Below are 20640 nucleotides of genomic sequence, written 5' to 3' on the forward strand. Positions count from 1 at the left end.
ATTCATGCTTTATTACATGCATGAATCCGTTTTTATATTTATCTTGCAAGCCAGCCGCCGTCAACAGCAACTGTGTAACCATTAACATAGTCAGAGGCTTTTGATGCAAGAAATACTGCTGCTCCCTGCATATCTTCAGGTGTTCCCCAGCGTCCTGCCGGTATTCTGTCAAGAATAGCCTCGCTTCTGTCTGTATCACTTCTAAGCTGTGATGTATTATTAGTTGCCATATATCCAGGTGCTATCGCATTTACCTGAATTCCTTTTGATGCCCATTCATTTGCGAGTGCTTTTGTAAGTCCCATAACCGCACTCTTACTTGCAGTATATGCCGGAACTCGTATTCCACCCTGAAATGAAAGCATTGAGCATACATTGATAATCTTACCACCATCGCCCTGTTTTACATATTGCTTTGCAAATGCCTGACAAAGTAAAAATACCATATTAAGATTGACATTAATCACTGAATCCCAGTCTTGCTTTGGCACATCAATCGCATCACATCTTTTTATTATTCCCGCATTATTAACAAGAATATCAACTCGTCCGAATGCATCAAGTGCACCTGAAAGAACTTGGTCAACACTCTCTGTCAATGATAAATCAGCAAGCACCTGTGCTGACTGTCCTCCAAATTCGTCAATTTTTGCCTGGGTTTCATCGCAATTTCTTCTTCCCACAAGAACAACTTTTGCACCAGCCTGTGCAAGAGCAATCGCCATTCCCTGTCCAAGTCCTGTATTGGCACCTGTAACAACAGCAACTTTACCATCAAGTTTAAATAAATCAAGAATCATATTTTATACATCTCCCATTATAAAATTCTAATTAAATCCAATAAGCTTATTCATAACTTTATATCCCATTCTTGAAAGCCATCTTCCGCTCTTTCCCGGAATATTTACAGAATTGCCAAGCACACTGTATCTAAGTGAACGATACAGCTTTGCATCACTTTTCTTTGCATAATTCCAAAGTTCTTCTTTCTTTTCAAAATTTTCTTTTGTGCCTGATAATATAAGAAATATTGATGATACTTCCATCATTATCCTCAAATAATTACGCATATACATCCTGCATTTTTTATTCTGTACGCCGCTTTTAATAAATGAATCAATCATACGCTTTGTGACACGTATCTGCTGGTCTATTCTTGAAATCATAACTGTTTCATTGACAGACTGGTCGTCTCTTCCGATAAAATATCTATAAAAATTAGTATTAATGTAATACATTTTCTTAACATATGGAAGCGGTTCAAATACAAATATGTTATCAACATAAAACGTATGCTTAGGAAGCTGTAACGCACAATCTTTTAAAAGCTGTGTCCTGTATATAACAGAATGCATGAGTATGTACTGGTCTATTTTAAACTTACCTATATCATCCCAGCCAAACATCTGCTCAACAGGAAATACATTATCATAATGAATCACCTTTTTTCTCTTAGCACCAACTTTATCATATACATAATTGGCAATAACCATATCCGGTTCTTCGCCTTCTACAAAGTTTTTTAAAGTTGTAAGAATCTTTTTGTAACTTCTGGCATCTACCCAGTCATCGCTGTCAACCACCTTAAAAAACTTTCCTGTGGCATGTGCAAGTCCTGTATTCACAGCCTGTCCATGTCCGCCATTTTCCTGATGAACAGCTTTTACTATAGTAGGATACATCTTGGCATATCTGTCTGCTATTTCTGCAGTATCATCCTTTGTCGAACCATCATCAACAATTATAACTTCTACATCCTCACCGCCAATAAGAACTGACTTAATACATTTTTCCATATAATCCGCTGAATTATAGCATGGAATGGCAAATGATAATAATTTCATATCTAAACATAAATCCAAGGTTGTGCCCCGGTTTATTCCTCCTTTTTACATCCTCTCAGGACATTCTATTCCAAGCAAATCTATACAGCTTAAAAGAATATCCTTCGTAAGTGAAATCAATGATATATAGCTTTCTTTTCTTTCTTTATCCTGCTCTGCAAGTATCTTTGTATCATGATAAAATCCATTAAAAACATTTGAAATCTCATAAATATACTGACAGATTTTATGAGGTGCTTTATCCATATATGCTGCTTCCATCACATCAAGATATTTTACAAGTGCCAATTCAAGATTCTTCTCAGAAGCACTCACCGGTGGAAGCAATTTAAGATTGTCTGTCTTACCGCCCTCTGCTGCATATTTTGCAAGAATTGATTTAATTCTTACTATTGTATAAAGAATATATGGACCTGTATTTCCCTCAAATGAAGTAAATCTTTCAACATCAAACACATAATCTTTTGAAGCCTGATTAGAAAGATCACCATACTTTAATGCTGCAAGTCCGACTATACGTGCAGTATCTCTGGCTTCTGCTTGATCCATTGTCCTGTTTTCAGTTATTTTTCCATAAACAGCATCCTGAATATCTGCTATAAGATTTTCAAGTCTCATAACGCCACCAGAACGTGTCTTAAACGGCTTTCCATCGTTTCCGTTCATTGTGCCGAAGCCCAGGAATGTCATATCAGCGTCAGGCTTTACAATTCCGGCCTTTTTCGCAACTCTGAACACCTGTGTAAAATGAAGTTCCTGACGTTTGTCTGCAAGGTAAATATATGAATCAGGATGATACATTTTTTCTCTTTCTACAAGTGTAGCAAGGTCCGATGTCGCATAAAGTGCTGCACCATCTGACTTTCTTATGATACATGGAGGAAGTTCCTTCGTATCTGTGTCTTCCTGTATGTCAACAACTGTCGCTCCCTGGCTTTCATATGCAAGTCCACTGTCTATCATTGACTGTATCATATCAGGAATGTATGGCTGTGCATCACTTTCACCTTTCCAAAGGTCAAAATGAACATTAAGATTATCATAATTTTTCTTCAAATCAGCCTTTGATACATTCATTATATGATGCCATATAGCAGTACATGCTTTATCGCCACTCTGAAGTTTCAATGTTGCTTCATGGGCTCTTGCAAGAAATGCTTCATCATCTTTTGACTTTGCACTTGCTGTCGGATATATTTCTTCAAGTTCTGATATTGTGAATGGTGGTTCAGCTGGGTATTCACCTGTGTAATTCTCATCAAAATACGGAAGTTCAGGCTTTCTGTCCCTTAACTCTTCTATAATAAGTCCCATCTGAAGACCCCAGTCTCCAAGATGTACATCTCCAATTACATTATTGCCTGCATATTTCTGGATTCTTTTAACACTCTCGCCGATTACTGCCGAACGAAGATGTCCAACATGAAGAGGTTTCGCCGCATTAGCTCCACCGTAATCAACTATTACAGTCTTATTTGTCACTTCTGGCTCATATCCGAATTTTTCTTTTTCAGACATGCTGTTCACAAAATCAGCAAGATATCCAGCTGATATATTGATATTAATAAATCCAGGCTTTACACTCTCAATCTTTTCAAACATTGAGCTGCCTGATAATTTTTCTACTACCTCATCTGCAATCATAAATGGTGCTTTCTTGTATGCTTTTGCTGCCGCCATCGCACCATTGCACTGATATTCGCATAAATCAGGTCTGTTGGATATTGTAATCTTTGCATATGATGCATCATATCCACATTCCTCAAATGCTTTGCTGACAACCTCACCAATATGTTCTATAATTGTTTTCATATATAATTATGCCTCCTGGTATATGATTTTTTCAAGAAAAAGTGCGTAACTTTCTGCTGGAAGTGACATCTGTACATCTTTGCCATCCATAATATCTCTTACTGCTTCAGGCTTCTTTAATCCATTGCCAACATCGAGCAGCATACCAATCATATATCGTGCCATATTATGTAAAAAATCATTGGCAGATATTATTATCTTTACTTTATCGCCATTTTCCACTATATCAATTGAATTAATTGTACGTACAGTTGATTTACTCTTCTTAGCAGTTGTAAACGCTTTAAAATCATGCTCGCCGGCAAAATACCCGGCAGCTTTTCTCATTGCTTTAAAATCAGGTTTCTCAAATGTATTATATCTGTATCTTCTCTCAAATACATCAGCCACATCACCTGTGTCAAGCTGGTATACATATACCTTTCCTTTTGCATTAAGCTGACTGTGAAATCTTTCCGGCACAACCTCTGCTGATATAACAGCAATATCCCTTGGAAGGTATCTGTTGAGATAATTTTTCACTTCATAAGGTTTCTTTTGCTCATCAAGCTTGAAATTGATAACCTGACCTCTTGCATGGACACCTTTTTCTGTCCTGCATCCGCAAAATATCTGGATTTCCTCACCCGTCATCTTTCTTAATATCTCAGCAATCTTATATTCAATCGTATTGATTGACTCATCCTTTCCCATACGCTGCCATCCGTCGTATCTTGTTCCATCATATTGTATTACCAGTTTATAATTATACATACTTATTCCTATTCTTCTAATACTTTCTGAACCACTTCAAGAATAACATCACTCTCGAATGGTTTCTGAATAAAGTCTGATGCACCTTTCTTTAATGCTTCAACCATATTGTTTTTCTGTCCTGCTGCTGTGACCATGATAACTTTAGCCTCTTTATCATAATCCATAATCTCGCTAACTGCATCTATTCCGTCAAGAACCGGCATTGTTATATCCATAGTGACTATATCAGGATGTAATTCTTTGTATTTATCAACGCCTTCTCTTCCATTAACTGCTTCATATACAATTTCATGTCCAGCCTTTTCAAGCATATTTCTTAAAAATCTTCTTGATGTCTTTGAATCATCTACAATTAATATCTTTGCCATAACAAATCTCCCTCTGCATTAAACACAATTAGTTTTTATAGTTTTTAAACGTACCTTGTCAGATACTGACATAATCACATTAAACTCAGTTCCGTCAATTTCCATTGTCACAACATAAAATCCATTATCACCGGATATGCTGGCATCACCATAAAATACAGGCGGTCTTAATACCACCTCAATTTCCTGGTCACTCAGCTTTGTTGCGAACATTCCGTTAGTACAATTGATAAACTCACATATTGCATCATATGCATCCGAATCAAATTCATCAAAATCAACTTGTGCAAATCTTGATGCAACCTTTATAAGTGCGTCATCGCTTCCGCCTATTGCAAAAAATACTTCTTCATCGCCATCCATCATCTGGCATCCGACAAAGTGCTCACGATGATTATCTTCAAGATTAACCTGCAAAAGACTTACATCTTCTCCCATATAGTATCTCATGCTCTTTAAAACGCACTGTAACTGCTGGACATATTTGTCGTTTTTCATAGGCACAAATATCGATACCATATTGTCAAGATTGCCCTCTTTTAATGCTTTTAATTCCGCATCGGTAAAATTAGCACCGTTGCGGTTCTTTGCTATATAACTGCTTAGTAAAATATCTCCCATAGGACCCCTCCAGGTTTCTAGTCTTTTCTTTTTCACGACTCCATTGAAAAATCAATATAACATAATAAGTATACCCTAAATAGTAAAAAAATCAAGAAAAAGAGAGTTCAAATTGAACCCTCTTTTTCACAATTACACAATAATTATTAATTTATTTATCTTCAACACTGTAGTTAGGAGCTTCCTTTGTGATATGAATATCATGTGGATGACTCTCTCTTAATGCTGCTGATGACATCTTAATAAACTGACCAGTCTCCTGAAGTACTGGAATTGTAGGTGCTCCACAATAGCCCATACCTGAACGGAGGCCACCCATAAGCTGGAATATTGTATCTTCAACAAGTCCCTTATATGCAACTCGTCCTTCAACACCTTCCGGAACCAGCTTCTTTGCACCTGTCTGGAAATATCTGTCTTTGCTTCCGTTTTCCATAGCTGCGATAGAACCCATGCCTCTGTATACTTTGTATTTTCTTCCCTGGAACAACTCAAATGTACCAGGTGCTTCATCACATCCTGCAAGAAGACTTCCGAGCATACATACATTACCACCGGCTGCAATAGCCTTAACAATATCACCTGAATACTTGATACCACCATCAGCGATAACAGGAATTCCATACTTCTTAGCTTCTTCATATGCACTCATAACAGCTGTAACCTGAGGCACACCAATACCCGCTACAACTCTTGTTGTACAGATAGAACCAGGTCCGATACCAACTTTGACAGCATCTACACCAGCCTCACAGAGAGCTTTTGCAGCTGCTCCTGTTGCAATATTACCGGCAATAACCTGTAAATCAGGGAATGCTGACTTAATATTCTTTAATGTTGTAATAATATTCTTTGAATGACCATGTGCTGAGTCAATAACAATACAGTCAACCTTTGCATCAACAAGAGCCTGTACTCTATCCATAACATTAGATGTTATGCCTACTGCGGCACCTGCAAGAAGTCTGCCCTGTGAATCATGTGCTGATGCCGGATACTTAATCTGCTTTTCAATATCCTTAATTGTGATAAGACCTCTTAATTTGAAATCATTATCAACAATAGGAAGCTTTTCTTTTCTTGCCTTTGCAAGAATCTTCTTTGCTTCATCAAGTGTAATTCCAACTGGTGCAGTAATAAGATTCTCACTTGTCATACATTCACTGATTGGACGGTCGAAATTTTCTTCAAACTTTAAGTCTCTGTTTGTGATGATACCAACAAGCTTACCGTTATCATCTGTAATAGGAACGCCTGAAATTCTGAACTTACCCATAAGGTCATTTGCATCAGCAAGTGTATTATCAGGATGAAGATAAAATGGGTCTGTGATTACACCGTTTTCTGAACGCTTAACCTTATCAACCTCTTCTGCCTGCTGCTCGATAGACATGTTTTTATGAATAATACCGATACCGCCCTGTCTTGCCATAGCAATTGCCATTCTATGTTCTGTTACTGTATCCATTCCCGCACTCATAAGCGGAATGTTAAGCTTAATATTCTTTGTAAGCTGTGTTGATAAGTCAATCATGTTAGGTGTTACTTCTGAATACTGTGGTACTAATAACACATCATCAAATGTAATTCCTTCGCCAATAATTTTACCCATTGTAATCTTTATCCTCGCTTTCTTTTATATTATCTTTATGTTGCAAAAATATCCGAATACTTATTCGTTTCGGATATCTCTTTCGGCGTACATCTTCGTCCGCCCTTGCTATAATATTATCAGACAATATAACAAATAGCAAATAGAAAGTCAAGAAATTTTTTCTCATCTTTCCATTTGCTATTGTATTAAAAAACATTGTATATTTTATCAGTCAACCTTATATGACTGCTTAGGGACTGTTTCTTTTACCGCTTCAAGCATTGACTCTGACGGTTCTATGAGTAGTCTCTCCATCTCATTATTTACATTAAATGTATAAATGACAACAGCTTCATTCCCTTCATTGGAAGTATAATCATGTGTTCTTAACTGTCTGTGTTCCATTCTCAAAGCATCCTGGCTTCCTGTCTTTGCAACAAGCTCAGCTTTACTTAAATCGTAGACACCACATCTTTTTCTTCTTGTTCTTGCCATAATTCTGTCTACTGTAAATTCTCCGTCAACAAGTGAATACTCATATTCCGCATTGTAATATCTGAATACAAAAACAGTAAACACTACAAGTACAACAAATAACAGAAGACCGAATGCATGTGTCTGTGGAATTGTTGTAACCGCAAGAATACATGCTATTATCATTATTATTTTAAAGATAAGTGCATTCTTAGGTGCTTTTACCTTTATTATCTGCTCTGTTGAAACATTATACATATTTTACATCATTCCCATTCCGGCACCACCTGCTGGCATTGCTGGAGTATCTTCTTTAATAGTTGCAACAACTGATTCTGTTGTAAGAAGTGTAGATGCAACACTTGTAGCATTCTGTAACGCACTTCTTGTAACCTTTGCAGGGTCAAGGATACCTGCATCAATCATATTTACATATGTTTCATTTAACGCATCAAAACCTGTACCCACTTCTGATTCTCTTACGTTGTTGATAATAACTGCACCTTCAAGACCGGCATTAGCTGCAATATGGAAGAGTGGAGCTTCAAGAGCCTTGAGAATAATCTCAGCACCAGTCTTTTCATCGCCAGAAAGTGTCTTAGTAAGTTTTTCAACTTCCTTAGATGCATGGATATATGCTGAACCACCACCTGAGATAACACCTTCTTCAACTGCTGCCTTTGTAGCTGCAAGAGCATCTTCAAGTCTTAACTTATTCTCTTTCATTTCTGTTTCTGTAGCTGCACCGACACGGATAACAGCAACACCGCCAGAAAGTTTTGCAAGTCTTTCCTGAAGTTTTTCTTTATCAAAATCAGATGTTGTCTCTTCAAGCTGAGCCTTAATCTGTGCAATTCTTGCCTGAATATCTTCCTTGTTGCCTTCGCCGTCAACGATTACAGTATTTTCCTTCTGAACCTTAACTGACTTAGCACGTCCAAGCATATCCATTGTTGTATCTTTAAGTTCAAGTCCAAGTTCTTCTGAAATAACCTGACCACCTGTAAGAATTGCAATATCCTTTAACATTTCTTTGCGTCTGTCACCATAGCCCGGAGCCTTAACACCGACAACATTGAATGTTCCTCTTAATTTATTAACAATAAGTGTTGTAAGTGCTTCACCTTCAATATCTTCAGCGATAATAAGAAGCTTTGCACCGCTCTGTACAATCTGTTCAAGAATTGGAAGAATTTCCTGAATGTTAGAAATCTTCTTATCTGTAATAAGGATATATGGGTCATCAAGATTTGCTTCCATCTTATCCATATCTGTTGCCATATATGCTGAAATATATCCTCTGTCGAACTGCATACCTTCAACAAGGTCAAGTTCTGTCTTCATTGTCTTAGACTCTTCAATTGTGATGACACCATCATTAGAAACCTTCTCCATTGCATCAGCAACAAGCTGTCCTACTTCCGGGTCACCTGCTGAAATTGAAGCTACCTTTGTAATCTGGTCTTTGCCAGTAACCTTCTGGCTCATCTTTGCAATTGCTTCCACTGCACAATCAGTAGCTTTCTTCATACCTCTTCTTAAAATAATAGGATTAGCACCTGCTGCAAGATTCTTCATACCGGCATTTACCATTGCCTGTGCAAGAACTGTGGCTGTTGTTGTACCATCACCTGCAACATCATTAGTCTTTGTTGCAACTTCCTTAACAAGCTGTGCACCCATATTTTCAAACTTATCTTCAAGTTCAATGTCCTTTGCAATTGTAACACCATCGTTAGTAATAAGCGGTGCACCGTATGATTTATCCAGGACTACGTTTCTTCCCTTAGGTCCGAGTGTTACTCTTACTGTATCTGCAAGCTGGTTAACGCCTGCTTCAAGTGCTTTTCTTGCATCTATGCCATATTTAATTTCCTTTGCCATAATTATTGCCTCCTGATTAAATATTAAATCAAATTATAATTCAATGCCTATATTATCTATTATTCAATTATTGCAAGAATATCTGACTGCTTAACAATTATATATTCTTCATCTTCAAGCTTAACTTCTGTTCCTGCATATTTAGAATAAATAATCTTATCTCCGGCCTTAACCTGCATCTTAACTTCTTTGCCGTCTACCATTCCGCCAGGTCCTACTGCAACTACCTCTGCCTGCTGTGGTTTTTCCTTTGCCTGACCAGGTAAAACAATGCCTGACTTTGTTGTTTCTTCTGCAACTAATGCTTTAATTACGACTCTGTCGCCCAATGGTACTAACTTCATAATTAATATTCCTCCATTCTGCTGTCATTGATTCTTTCCTTGCTGGCAGCTCTTGTTCTGTTAGCACTCATTATTTTCGAGTGCTAATTACGATAACATTAAAATATCACTACCCTTTTTGTTTGTCAACAGCTATTTTAAATATATTATTTATTTAATGATTTCATTATAATTTTTTAATATTTTTTTTGCTGTTCAATAAGGAACTAATTTGTCTTATTTTTCAATCCTATTTTTTCTGATTTTCCATAATAAAAGAGATACTGCTGTGCATAGCCGCCATATTTTCCGAAATGCTCCACGCCGTATGATTCTATTTCCGCGTTGGAATGTTCCTCACCATCAAAATAAAGACTCTGCATAATCCTCTTTATCCAGACGTCAACCGGGAATGCTTCCCTGTAACCTAATCCAAAAAGGCTCACACAGTTAGCAACCTTCATTCCCACACCTTTTATTTTCATAAGCTGTTCACGACATTCATCCACACCACATTTTCTTAAATTCTCTTCTTTTATTATTTCATTATTCACAAATTCAACCGCATTATAAATATATGGAGCACGAAATCCCGTTTTGCACTCTCTCAATGCATCTATATCTGCTTGTGACAACTGCTGTGGCGTCGGAAAGCCATAGAAATCAATCCCGCCAACACTTCCCTGATATTTGCCGTAATCGTGTGAAATTCTTGCAACGATCTGTTTGATATGCGGAATCTGCTTATTCTGCGAAATTATAAATGAAATCAATGTCTCAAAAAATTCCTGATTAAGAATTCTTACACCCCACATCTTTTCCACAGCCTCACGCAATTTTTCATCTTCTTTCAACAAAAATGATTTTATTTCCCCATAATCTCTATCCAAATCGAAATAATGACACCATATTTTTTCAAATTCTTCTTTTGTTGTATCAAATAAATACATCTTATCATCCTTCTGGGCTGCATGCAGAAATTTTCCATATGCTGACATTCCATATTCATCATCATCAATTTTCTGAAAATGAAAACACTGTCCGCATTCCATCGTCTGTCCCAGATCAAAATCTTTCAGATTATGTATTATAGTATCTTTTCCTTTATATTCAACGTCCATATGTATACCCCATATCTGTCATGTAATATTATTGCTCATTTTTCTCATATAATATCACACTGTAACTGCAAAATACGAATTTTTATTATTATTTTATATTTTGCACTTTAAAAAATTTTGTTTATAGAGTAGAATACTTAGAAACAATATATCACAATGACATTTTTGCTTCGCAAAACAAGGAGGCTAAATCCTCTGCTCCTGCAAGGGCACGGATTTACGCGAGTAATGAGCCAAAGTTTAAGCTTGCTTAAAACCTTGGCGAATACCGCGATAACAAGAAAAACTTTAAGTTTTTCTTGTTTTGCTTCGCAAAACAAGGAGGATTATATGGCTAAGAATTCTAAGAAAATTATTGCTTTGACTGCTGCCGCGGGTGCTGTCGGAGCTGTTGCCGCCACATTGGCTGCTTGCTTCACTAAATATAGAAAAAATAAAAATGCTGATAAAACCGCCGATGAAATCACGGCTGATAATGAAAATGATGACATTGATACTATAGACTTTGAATCTCTGACTAATGATACCCCACGCGAATATGTATCAATAAGTATCAATACCCACAAAGAGAAAGAATAAAACAGTTCTGTATTTATTAAATCATTTAATAAAAGCCCACGAAACACCATCAGTTCAGTGCTCCGTGGGTTTTAATTTACTTTTTCTTCTTTTCTTCTTCAGGAAGAACAGAAGCTGTTTTTATCATTGCTCTTGTAAGCGAATCTTTTGCATTTTTCCAAGGTTCATCAGCATATTTATGGTCAAATTTGTTGATAAACCATTCAACATCATCACGGACACGCTTCATGTTTTCAAGATATAACCTATTGGTCTGTTCAACAAAATCATTAAGAATCTGACCACTCATTTTTGATGATGCCTCTTCTATGAGAATTCCGTAATGCTGCGTACAGAATCCTTTGCATTCATTGTATTTTTTCCTAAATGATTCATCCTGTTTGTAAAGATAAATTATTGTATCTATATATCTTTTAAATGTATCTTCTATCCTCTCACATACAAAACATTTTGTATTAAGTTCTTTCGTATAATCAGATATGCCATTAGGCTGCACTTTTGAGAACAGCTTTTTACCTTTTACAGGCTCCTGTGCCTTTTTTGATATATCTGCTATAACCCTATCCATATGAGTTTTCATTACAAGTGCAAAACCAAGCCTGTTTTCACAATTGTATACATCTTTGATATGTTTTTCACAAAATCCAAGCTCATCTGTCTTTGCTCTTATATCATCCTCCATATAGCTGGGACCCATCGTATATTCAACCGCTGCATTTTCAAGCTCACGCTTCATATAACATACCGGACACTCACATCCACTGTCAAAAGCATCGTCAACCGGTATTGTAAATATTTTCTCTTTCATCTGCATGCAAATTCCTTTCAATTAATCCACATCATTATTGACATGTATTATTGCTATTATCTGATTATTTGCAGCCTTTGTCAAACTCAGGATTAAATGCATAGAAATTCTTTGAGTTGAGACTATCCTGAATCATTGAAAGTGCTTCGCCAAATCTCTGAAAATGCACTATTTCTCTCTCCCTCAAAAATCTCAATGGGTCAAGCACATCCGGGTCATCTGTAAGCCTTATAAGATTCTCATATGTTGAACGTGCCTTCTGCTCTGCTGCCATGTCTTCTGTTAAATCTGTAATTGCATCACCTTTTGACTGGAATTCGCATGCATTGAAAGGAATTCCGCCTGCAGCCTGCGGCCAGATTCCCGCCGTATGGTCAACATAGTATGCTTCAAACGGCGTTCCTTTAAGCTGTTCAACCGTCATGTTACGTGTGAGCTGATGCACCATTGTGCTAATCATCTCAAAGTGAGCGAGTTCATATGCCCACTCATGATGTATATATTTTATTAACAAGCCATAAAATCAAGCTATCTATACTACTTTTGAATTAACAAAGCTCTCAAACCGGAAGCATATGATAGAAATAAATACAGCAGTTTGATACTCTTCTGAATTAACAAAGCTCTCAAACGCGTATAACTGTTCGTGAAGACGGCAGTATGTTTGATACTCTTCTGAATTAACAAAGCTCTCAAACATTAAATATCGACCATATTACAGATGATCAGTTTGATACTCTTCTGAATTAACAAAGCTCTCAAACGAGTAGTTGGTGCTTTCTCTATGTTCTCTGGTTTGATACTCTTCTGAATTAACAAAGCTCTCAAACCATACATGCACGAATGCGGAAAAGGAGGTCGGTTTGATACTCTTCTGAATTAACAAAGCTCTCAAACGGTTTAACAGTCGCATTGATTGCTGTTCTTGTTTGATACTCTTCTGAATTAACAAAGCTCTCAAACCCAATAAGTTCACAAATATGACCTTTATATGTTTGATACTCTTCTGAATTAACAAAGCTCTCAAACACAACCTGTTAAGCACGGCACTTTCAGTCAGTTTTATACTCTTCTGAATTAACAAAGCTCTCAAACATTTTCTCTACCTCTCAATTCTCCTTTCTGGTTTGATACTCTTCTGAATTAACAAAGCTCTCAAACGGAAATAGAGGTCACTTGCAGCGGGAAAAGGTTTGATACTCTTCTGAATTAACAAAGCTCTCAAACCAATAATAATCACTTATTTACAGCCTTTTCGTTTGATACTCTTCTGAATTAACAAAGCTCTCAAACTGGATATTGCAGAAAATGAGGAACTTGGCAGTTTGATACTCTTCTGAATTAACAAAGCTCTCAAACATTTGCCCGTCTGCTGTTATTGCTGTAGTAGTTTGATACTCTTCTGAATTAACAAAGCTCTCAAACGCTCCCTGCTGCATAATTGTGAATATCATGGTTTGATACTCTTCTGAATTAACAAAGCTCTCAAACCTCAAATTCAAAATTTGAGGTTCTCACCGAGCTGTATGTGCAATGCGATTACACTGTTAATTCATCTGGTTCTATTATGCACCTATCCATGTCTAAAATCCAGCGTTTTTCATGTAAATTCACATGAGACTGGTGTGATTCTGCTAAAATAAGATTAACCTTCTCGTATCTGACAAATTCATAAAACATGTCAATATCTTTTTCATTCAAATAATCTTTCAAATTTACAAAAAAGAAATTTTTTATATTACATATTCTGCTTTGAACCTTTATATATTCAATAATATTTTCAATCAATCCCTGAGCATTATTTAAAAGACGCATATTAAAAATTTTTAACAACGACACCATTTCAAATTCCAAATCAAATTCAAGAGCATATGAACTATTATCTGCAAGTTCATCCATAAACGCAATCCAATCAGATTTTACCTGTATATATTTTTCCTGACAGACTGTATCAGCAATTTCCTGCAATTCCTTATACAGTTTTGTCAAAACCTTTTTACTATTAAGCTCTAATGCAAACGGATTAAATATAACATCACATGATTTTACAAAGTTCTGCTCCTTTACTCCATCTGATACTATTATTGTCCCTGCCTGTCCTTCTGCCTGCAGATTCAAATTCATTAAAAAATCAACATATGCTTCTGTATTTTCAATAGTTATAACCGTAATTTTATTTTCCTGAAGTTCTATATCCAGATTTTCAACACTCCAGGCAACCCTCATACTCATATAATCACCAGTCTTTCATCTGTATCCAGAATATTACTTTTCCCATGTCCTACTATATATTCCATTTTTGCATATTGTTTTTCTGTAACCTTGAGTAACTGTACTAATCCTGACGGTGGCCTGTTTTGCTTAATGTTGTTGATATACGCATCAGCCATTGTTGAATTCTGTACAAGTTTACAATATACAGACTCCTGCATCATAACAAAACCAGATTTTATAAGATATTTTCTAAAAATATAATAATCACGTCTGCTCTTTGCTGTTGTTACAGGCAAATCAAAAAATACAATTATTCTCATATATCTATAACTCATCCTTATAAAATTTTATCAATGATGTATCATTTTCATTTAAAGCATCAAAAACACTCTTGCAATAAATTTTAATGGCATTATTGACTACTTCCCTTCTTCCAGCAATTGTAACTTCCTGTTGTAATATTCTTAAAATTTCAAGTTTTTCTTCTCGTTCAAACTTCTGTGGCATTAATGACATTACAATATAATCAACTAACGGACGGAATGGTTCCATTAAATCAGAACCAAGATTAAACTGATTAAACATATTATCATGAAAAAGTCCTATCTGTGTTATATAGCCATTAGAAACTATTTCTCTGTTAAATGTAGACAATATAATTCCGTATCCATAATTTAAAGCTGCATTTATACTGTTTTCTTCTGTTCTTGTAAAATCTTTGCCAAACAAAGCATTAAAATATACTTTTGCTGCATGACCTTCCCTGTTACTTGCATCGCCAATTTCTATTTCATTAATATAATTATATAGCATTTCTGCTTCTGCAAGATTCCATTCATCAAGATGTTTTGCCTGCTTTAATATTTTTTCACGTACAATCTCAGTCCATATAATTGATTTAACGTCATTTGTCCATGCCATCTGCCGCCTTATTTTTTCACTTGTATCATGTGCCCCATAATACGATACAAGTTCAGATGACGGATTTCTCTTCTCATCACAAAAAATAACTTTAATCTTTTTCTTGGTAAGCTCACTAAGCAATGCTGCTGTAAGGGATACGGCTGTACTCTCTATAATAAGAATTGATATTTCGCTTATATGTATCTTTATCTCTTCATCTTTACGCACAACCATATATCCCATATGATAATCAAGCTTTGCACTGCTTGAGATTACCACTGTACGCCAACTCATACTCTTAATAAATCAATTCTGTTCTCATATAATCCCGTGACAGATTGATTTATTAAAAGGCATTCGTTAGAATCAGTTATATTTTTGCTTATAAGCATTTTTCCACTTATAGATGCACCGCCTATTAAAGTCAAATTAGCACTAACTATTCCAACACACGTCAGTTTTATAATCTCAATAAGCAATTTTATTTGTTCTTCTGTAGTAAGATTTACAAACTTATCATATCCATTTTTTATTCTATCACCTACCGGATTCGGACGCATTGTATATATACCAACATTATGTTTTTCGCATAAAACATTATACAATTCCACATTTTTTTCATCAGTTATAACATTATCAATAAAACCTTTATCCTGATATTTTTCAAGTTTATGAATATAATCAACCCATTTACCGTTAAGGCAAAGCTGAACATAATTTCTTAATGTAAATCTATTGCCTGTTCTTCCCGAAATCTGCATATAATAACCATTAAGTTTTATTAATGACTGCAATTTGATTTTCTTCATTCTTATAGATGGATTAGTATAACCTAAAGTTTCTCTGCAATATTCCTCAAGTTTCTCTTTACTGTTTTCTAATCTATCTTTCAGATATAACGGCACCGTCTCAAGTGTTCTTATCTTTTTCCCTTTTATCTCATGTTCTACAAGAAAAAGATATGCTGTTGTGACACTTGAATATCCACCGTATTTTGTCACATCTGCCATTCTGGCATCAGAGGATTTTAATGGAATATAAGCATCCTGCTTAGCCTTTTTGTGACTGTAACGTGTTGCATCGACAATTCCACCATGTCCCTCTATCGCAAGTCTTGTAAGTATAGGTGTATTTCTTGAAAGCATCTTCTTGACCGTTGCAAGCGTTCCTGTTTCCCCTTCTTTTGCTGCTACCCATGCAGTCTTTCCATCTCTTTTCACATCCCATTTATACATATTTCCGAGATTATATTGATACTTATTATCTTTCGATGAACACTCTTTCCTAATATAATTTAACGGATTTGATGTAAATTTTGTAAAATATATATTTCCGACAACTATATTAAGATAAGCATCGTGTGCATGATGAAAATCATTAATAAGCCTGCTCTTAGGAATATCATATCTGTTTCTGAAGTCCGAAACATTACCGGCCTTAGAATATACAAGCTTTGTATCGGGAAGCAATGCCGTAAGTAAATCCGCTACACCCTTTGTTCCCTGTCCGGTCTCAACTAACTGTCTTGCTATAAATCCGGCTTTTTGCTCATCTGTAAACTGATTCCTTCCGGTAAGTCTCTTGTACTTTTCTTCTGTTATAAGCCCCTCATCCCTAAGAACTTTCCATGTATATTTCATCTTTTGATATATAGAATCCTTTATCGGATATATATCACTCTTTTCTGCATTTGCAGGCTTGCTTGCCAACACAAGATTATTATTAATATTATCATCTTTAACAAAATGTCTGGGATATATATGGTCTATATCATAGTTTGAATTAGCACTCATAAGATTATCCAAATCTATAGGTTTGCCTGTATACATATCAAGACCCTTTTGAATAAAATATAAATAAAGTTTCTTACTTCTTAATGCACCGTTTTTATCGTAATCCTCAATTCGAGAAGACATCTCTTTCTTCCACTCTTTATCTTCACTCTGAATCTTTTTATAAAGTGCAAGCAGCTGGTCTTTTCTTGATGATTTACGTCCGTTATCACCTTTTTCATCATCTTTTCTTGTCATCTCAATAAATATTCTTGTTGGATGACATTTCATTATCTTCTCAATTTCTTTAATAATAAGTAATGTCTGCCATACCATTCGTTTTACAGGTGCAGAAAAATATTCTTCGTTCAAATCATCTATAGTATATTCTGAAAGGACTTTTTCAATTTTCCCCTGCTTTTCCTCTAACTCTTCACTATATGTAAATTCTTCACTGTGAAGCAATTCCATAAGATTATAATTAGTTTCCCACATTGCTCTTATAAGAGGCATCACTTCACCTGTTGATTTACAACATCCTGATAACTCAAGAAATTCTTTTGACAGGTTGCCCCAGTCTTTAAATTTCATTCCTGTTATTCGTTTTATCTGGTTTTCATCAAGCACATCTGAATATTTCTCTTCAAGCTGTTCCCTTAAGAATTTCCTTGAATCACCATATACAGTACACCAGAATACAATATCATCAACCATCTTTTTATATTTATCTTCTTTTAAATGCTCTCCAAATAAAGGCAAGAACTTTCCATAGGTAGAAAGACTGTTATTAACAGCAATATCAATTCCGCTTATCTGTGAATCTTCCTCAACAAGACCTCTGCTATGAAAATAATTAAATATCTGTTTTCGTGTAACTCTTTTTCCCTTTAAAAATAATGTGTTATATAAATCCTGTTTTAAATTAACCGTTATACGCTCACCGTTAATTGACAAATTATTAATTTCATTTAAAACTTTAAAATTTTCGTACAAAAGAGAATCTTTAGGTAATACTTTTTCCCCAGCAATATATGTGCAATTTCTGACCATTCTTTGTATAAACTGTTCAGATGTTTCCTTTAAATCTATCTTTTTATCAATATTCCACGGAAGTACCTGCCCCGGCTCAAGTCTCTTTACCCAGCCGTTACTGTTTGATGATACAGGTCCAACATAATATGGAATCTGAAAAGAAAAAAGCATTAATATTCTTTCTGATACTGTATATCCCGACTCATCTTTTTCATTCAAAAACGGAAGATATTTTTCAGCATTTTTCAATATTGCTTTTAATTCAGAAGCATGAATCTGATTCGGAATAACCCCATTTTTAAATGTAAGCTGTTTTGGCAGAAAATTTTCCTTATCCATCTCATTTTTTATATATTCTATATCTGTATCATCTACATTATCAACAGATTTTAACAGTTTTTTTATACTATTGTACAAATCTTCCTGCTTTCGCTCTTTATAATTTCTTCGTGACTTTTCTTCCGAGTTAAACGAATTGACATATGCACTATATGTACCGTTTTCTTCACTTCTGAACAATTTATCATATACGGTAGGTTCAAAATACTTTTTTACAACTCGTTTTAAAATTTTTAAATCTTTTTTGTGTTTTTCATAATCAGCAACTCTTGCAAATGACAAATATTGATAATTTTTCATTATCTCTGCCACCTGTGCCTTATCATGTATTTCTTTTAATTTTGAAATAATATCATATACATCTGTTCCCAGCTTTTCTTCAAGCACTCCTGCCTTTTCATCATAATCACTATCAACAAAACTAAATGTGATTTTCTTATCTTCATCTGATATTTCAGTAAATGTATCATCTATAATATCTGTAATTTTGACACTGAGTCCGCACATGCTCTTAACAAATGCTTTTTTTAACTTATCACTGTTTTTTATCTCAAGTATTTCACAAACTTTTTCTGATTTTCTTGTTCTTGAATATTCTCTGCTGCAAAGTACCTGCTCAAAATCTGTTCCAGCAATGTCCGTCTTTAATGATATTCCATACTCTTCTGTAATAAGACCAGACACCTGATTATACAAATCTGTTATCGTCTGTTTACTGCTTTCACTTCCTATTCCGGATAACAAAAAATGCCCTCTGTGCTTAAACATATTTGCAACCGCAAGATATACCAATCTCACATCTTTTTGAGAAGCATCTTCAATTAATTCTTTTCTCAAGTGAAATATCGTCGGATATTGTTTATAATAATCGGCATCTTTATAATTTTTATCATTAAATATACCATTCTTATCTTTTACATTATCCTGCTTGTCCTCAACGTGAAAAAAACTGTTATCAAGTCGTTGATAAAAATTACTGTCAACTTTCTGAATCTCATCTGCAAAATAACTTCTGATTAATCCCATTCTGACTGCATTTCTTTGTTCCCTTCTCCTTGATGTCCTGTGAGTTCTCCTCTCCACTGCAGGATTAGCTTCATCAAACTCACGGATTCCCCACATATCCTTTCCTTTAAACCTAATCAGATTATAGGCGTCATCTGTCACTGCCCATCCTACAGAATTAGTACCCATATCAAGTCCAAGATAATATTCTTTCTCCATACGTAAAACCCCCTTGACTTAAATCTTTTCTAGTGTTATTTTAATATTGAATTAACAAAGCGAGTGCAAATAAGGTTAATCCGAAATCGCCACTTTGTGGCTCTGCATGGTGCAGATTTTATTGGTCTCATATGAGACCTTTTTTTATACTCCCCTCCATGACATCACGCTCTTTTATCCCAACTGTTTTAATAATATCATATCGCATAATGCTTTTCAATTACTATAATTTATTTTCACATTTACTTTCCATGTACAAATCCACTGCTGTATTATTTATTTTTTCTATAATATTCTTTTTTGCATTTTCAGGTGTATATATCTTTATAACCCATTCATCCATATCATCTATCTCTTTCATTTTCAGATATTTTTCTTCCATTATCGCCACCTCATATATATACATCATTTGCACAAAATTATATTCAAAGCATAGACTAAATAGAACATTAACTGTTACGAGGTTTTTATGAACTGTCCAAATTCTGTACAGCTTCAGGTTGTTGGAATGGCTTATGTTCCATGGCAGCGTTGGGGCGACATATATGAACCATGTAAGGCATTGGCAAGAGGAACTCTTTTTGCAGCCTTGGATAAACCTTTTAAAGGAGGCTGTCGATGAATAACAATTATATGAGAAATGCAAATATGCGAAACTGTGGATGCAGCCAGCAAAACAGAAATATGCAGCAGCGAAATGCCATGCCGGCAGTTGAGACGTATAATAAAAATAAAGGACTTATGAGTATATACGAACTTGGGTTTGCCATGACAGAAGCTCTATTATACCTTGATACGCACCCAGATGATGCCGAAGCTATTGAATATTATAATTCAATAAAACCACAATATTCCGAAGCTGTTGCTGATTATGAGGAGTGTTTTGGTGCACTCATTGCAACCGGCACTAACGGATGTGGTTACTGGAACTGGCAGGCGACACCACTTCCATGGGAAAAGGAGGGCTGTTAA

At 35.4% G+C, this 20640-nt stretch carries 20 protein-coding genes, 1 pseudogene and 1 CRISPR repeat array; of the genes and pseudogenes, 3 read left to right on the forward strand and 18 right to left on the reverse strand.

Annotated elements, in window-relative coordinates; all coding sequences use genetic code 11:
- Positions 1-38: 38 nt before the first annotated feature.
- The 11 genes from kduD to H8S01_RS00755 form a co-directional block, all read right to left on the reverse strand.
- A complete protein-coding gene (gene kduD, locus H8S01_RS00705; RefSeq protein WP_021866861.1) occupies positions 39-800 on the reverse strand; it encodes a 2-dehydro-3-deoxy-D-gluconate 5-dehydrogenase KduD in 762 nt (253 codons plus the stop codon).
- 27 nt (positions 801-827) lie between these two features.
- On the reverse strand, positions 828-1844 hold the full coding sequence (locus H8S01_RS00710) for a glycosyltransferase family 2 protein (protein ID WP_186835832.1): 1017 nt from the start codon (positions 1842-1844) through the stop codon (positions 828-830).
- A gap of 45 nt (positions 1845-1889) precedes the next feature.
- Positions 1890-3656: an arginine--tRNA ligase gene (gene argS / locus H8S01_RS00715; protein ID WP_186835833.1), complete on the reverse strand. Its 1767-nt coding sequence runs from the start codon at positions 3654-3656 to the stop codon at positions 1890-1892.
- Between the two features lie 6 nt (positions 3657-3662).
- Positions 3663-4409, reverse strand: a complete 747-nt coding sequence (truA, locus tag H8S01_RS00720; protein ID WP_021866858.1) for a tRNA pseudouridine(38-40) synthase TruA — start codon at positions 4407-4409, stop codon at positions 3663-3665.
- Between the two features lie 8 nt (positions 4410-4417).
- Positions 4418-4780 carry a response regulator gene (locus tag H8S01_RS00725; protein WP_021866857.1) on the reverse strand — a complete coding sequence of 121 codons (363 nt, stop codon included), beginning with the start codon at positions 4778-4780 and terminating at the stop codon, positions 4418-4420.
- 18 nt (positions 4781-4798) lie between these two features.
- Complete coding sequence (locus tag H8S01_RS00730; RefSeq protein WP_021866856.1) at positions 4799-5401, reverse strand: chemotaxis protein CheX; 603 nt, start codon at positions 5399-5401, stop codon at positions 4799-4801.
- A gap of 151 nt (positions 5402-5552) precedes the next feature.
- The gene (gene guaB / locus H8S01_RS00735; RefSeq protein WP_021866855.1) at positions 5553-7013 is read right to left on the reverse strand and encodes an IMP dehydrogenase; all 1461 of its coding nucleotides are present in this window, start codon (positions 7011-7013) and stop codon (positions 5553-5555) included.
- A gap of 210 nt (positions 7014-7223) precedes the next feature.
- Entirely contained in the window at positions 7224-7727 is a 504-nt protein-coding gene (locus H8S01_RS00740; RefSeq protein ID WP_021866854.1) for a DUF6106 family protein, read from the reverse strand.
- Between the two features lie 3 nt (positions 7728-7730).
- The gene (gene groL, locus H8S01_RS00745; protein ID WP_021866853.1) at positions 7731-9353 is read right to left on the reverse strand and encodes a chaperonin GroEL; all 1623 of its coding nucleotides are present in this window, start codon (positions 9351-9353) and stop codon (positions 7731-7733) included.
- Between the two features lie 59 nt (positions 9354-9412).
- Positions 9413-9697: a co-chaperone GroES gene (gene groES, locus H8S01_RS00750; RefSeq protein WP_021866852.1), complete on the reverse strand. Its 285-nt coding sequence runs from the start codon at positions 9695-9697 to the stop codon at positions 9413-9415.
- Positions 9698-9903: 206 nt separating this feature from the next.
- The gene (locus H8S01_RS00755; RefSeq protein ID WP_021866851.1) at positions 9904-10797 is read right to left on the reverse strand and encodes a DNA-3-methyladenine glycosylase family protein; all 894 of its coding nucleotides are present in this window, start codon (positions 10795-10797) and stop codon (positions 9904-9906) included.
- A gap of 330 nt (positions 10798-11127) precedes the next feature.
- On the opposite strand from H8S01_RS00755, the gene H8S01_RS00760 reads away from it, so the two are divergent.
- Entirely contained in the window at positions 11128-11376 is a 249-nt protein-coding gene (locus tag H8S01_RS00760; RefSeq protein WP_186835834.1) for a hypothetical protein, read from the forward strand.
- A gap of 76 nt (positions 11377-11452) precedes the next feature.
- On the opposite strand, the gene H8S01_RS00765 is transcribed toward H8S01_RS00760, so the two are convergent.
- From H8S01_RS00765 to H8S01_RS00795, 7 genes and pseudogenes are all read right to left on the reverse strand, one after another.
- Complete coding sequence (locus tag H8S01_RS00765; protein ID WP_186835835.1) at positions 11453-12184, reverse strand: DUF6062 family protein; 732 nt, start codon at positions 12182-12184, stop codon at positions 11453-11455.
- Between the two features lie 64 nt (positions 12185-12248).
- Positions 12249-12662, reverse strand: a pseudogene (locus tag H8S01_RS00770) (manganese catalase family protein); the annotation flags it as partial.
- 118 nt (positions 12663-12780) lie between these two features.
- Positions 12781-13675: a CRISPR direct-repeat array (repeat unit 36 nt; unit sequence GTTTGATACTCTTCTGAATTAACAAAGCTCTCAAAC).
- A 48-nt stretch (positions 13676-13723) separates the two neighbouring features.
- Positions 13724-14416 (reverse strand): type II-A CRISPR-associated protein Csn2, encoded by a 693-nt coding sequence (gene csn2 / locus H8S01_RS00775; protein WP_186835836.1) that lies wholly within the window; start codon positions 14414-14416, stop codon positions 13724-13726.
- A complete protein-coding gene (gene cas2 / locus H8S01_RS00780; protein WP_186835837.1) occupies positions 14413-14718 on the reverse strand; it encodes a CRISPR-associated endonuclease Cas2 in 306 nt (101 codons plus the stop codon). The genes csn2 and cas2 overlap by 4 nt, the downstream gene beginning before the upstream one ends.
- 4 nt (positions 14719-14722) lie before the next feature.
- Positions 14723-15595, reverse strand: a complete 873-nt coding sequence (gene cas1, locus H8S01_RS00785; protein WP_186835838.1) for a type II CRISPR-associated endonuclease Cas1 — start codon at positions 15593-15595, stop codon at positions 14723-14725.
- Positions 15592-19668 carry a type II CRISPR RNA-guided endonuclease Cas9 gene (cas9, locus tag H8S01_RS00790; RefSeq protein WP_186835839.1) on the reverse strand — a complete coding sequence of 1359 codons (4077 nt, stop codon included), beginning with the start codon at positions 19666-19668 and terminating at the stop codon, positions 15592-15594. Before cas9 ends, cas1 begins: the two co-directional genes overlap by 4 nt.
- A gap of 223 nt (positions 19669-19891) precedes the next feature.
- A complete protein-coding gene (locus tag H8S01_RS00795) occupies positions 19892-20050 on the reverse strand; it encodes a hypothetical protein (RefSeq protein ID WP_186835840.1) in 159 nt (52 codons plus the stop codon).
- An 87-nt stretch (positions 20051-20137) separates the two neighbouring features.
- Between H8S01_RS00795 and H8S01_RS00800 the strand changes: the two genes are divergently transcribed.
- A complete protein-coding gene (locus H8S01_RS00800; RefSeq protein WP_021866920.1) occupies positions 20138-20290 on the forward strand; it encodes a spore coat associated protein CotJA in 153 nt (50 codons plus the stop codon).
- Positions 20287-20640, forward strand: a complete 354-nt coding sequence (locus H8S01_RS00805; protein ID WP_186835841.1) for a spore coat protein CotJB — start codon at positions 20287-20289, stop codon at positions 20638-20640. Before H8S01_RS00800 ends, H8S01_RS00805 begins: the two co-directional genes overlap by 4 nt.

The sequence above is a fragment of the Lachnospira hominis (ex Liu et al. 2021) genome (assembly GCF_014287955.1).
Classification (GTDB): domain Bacteria; phylum Bacillota; class Clostridia; order Lachnospirales; family Lachnospiraceae; genus Lachnospira; species Lachnospira hominis.

Bases quoted from the DNA above. Each gene is read 5' to 3' on its own strand.
- H8S01_RS00760 (WP_186835834.1), top strand. From the start codon at position 11,128: ATGGCTAAGAATTCTAAGAAAATTATTGCTTTGACTGCTGCCGCGGGT.
- csn2 (WP_186835836.1), bottom strand. From the start codon at position 14,416: ATGAGTATGAGGGTTGCCTGGAGTGTTGAAAATCTGGATATAGAACTT.
- H8S01_RS00795 (WP_186835840.1), bottom strand. From the start codon at position 20,050: ATGGAAGAAAAATATCTGAAAATGAAAGAGATAGATGATATGGATGAA.
- H8S01_RS00765 (WP_186835835.1), bottom strand. From the start codon at position 12,184: ATGAAAGAGAAAATATTTACAATACCGGTTGACGATGCTTTTGACAGT.
- H8S01_RS00740 (WP_021866854.1), bottom strand. From the start codon at position 7,727: ATGTATAATGTTTCAACAGAGCAGATAATAAAGGTAAAAGCACCTAAG.
- cas2 (WP_186835837.1), bottom strand. From the start codon at position 14,718: ATGAGAATAATTGTATTTTTTGATTTGCCTGTAACAACAGCAAAGAGC.
- groL (WP_021866853.1), bottom strand. From the start codon at position 9,353: ATGGCAAAGGAAATTAAATATGGCATAGATGCAAGAAAAGCACTTGAA.
- argS (WP_186835833.1), bottom strand. From the start codon at position 3,656: ATGAAAACAATTATAGAACATATTGGTGAGGTTGTCAGCAAAGCATTT.
- H8S01_RS00805 (WP_186835841.1), top strand. From the start codon at position 20,287: ATGAATAACAATTATATGAGAAATGCAAATATGCGAAACTGTGGATGC.
- guaB (WP_021866855.1), bottom strand. From the start codon at position 7,013: ATGGGTAAAATTATTGGCGAAGGAATTACATTTGATGATGTGTTATTA.
- H8S01_RS00710 (WP_186835832.1), bottom strand. From the start codon at position 1,844: ATGAAATTATTATCATTTGCCATTCCATGCTATAATTCAGCGGATTAT.
- cas9 (WP_186835839.1), bottom strand. From the start codon at position 19,668: ATGGAGAAAGAATATTATCTTGGACTTGATATGGGTACTAATTCTGTA.
- H8S01_RS00730 (WP_021866856.1), bottom strand. From the start codon at position 5,401: ATGGGAGATATTTTACTAAGCAGTTATATAGCAAAGAACCGCAACGGT.
- H8S01_RS00755 (WP_021866851.1), bottom strand. From the start codon at position 10,797: ATGGACGTTGAATATAAAGGAAAAGATACTATAATACATAATCTGAAA.
- truA (WP_021866858.1), bottom strand. From the start codon at position 4,409: ATGTATAATTATAAACTGGTAATACAATATGATGGAACAAGATACGAC.
- H8S01_RS00725 (WP_021866857.1), bottom strand. From the start codon at position 4,780: ATGGCAAAGATATTAATTGTAGATGATTCAAAGACATCAAGAAGATTT.
- cas1 (WP_186835838.1), bottom strand. From the start codon at position 15,595: ATGAGTTGGCGTACAGTGGTAATCTCAAGCAGTGCAAAGCTTGATTAT.
- groES (WP_021866852.1), bottom strand. From the start codon at position 9,697: ATGAAGTTAGTACCATTGGGCGACAGAGTCGTAATTAAAGCATTAGTT.
- H8S01_RS00800 (WP_021866920.1), top strand. From the start codon at position 20,138: ATGAACTGTCCAAATTCTGTACAGCTTCAGGTTGTTGGAATGGCTTAT.
- kduD (WP_021866861.1), bottom strand. From the start codon at position 800: ATGATTCTTGATTTATTTAAACTTGATGGTAAAGTTGCTGTTGTTACA.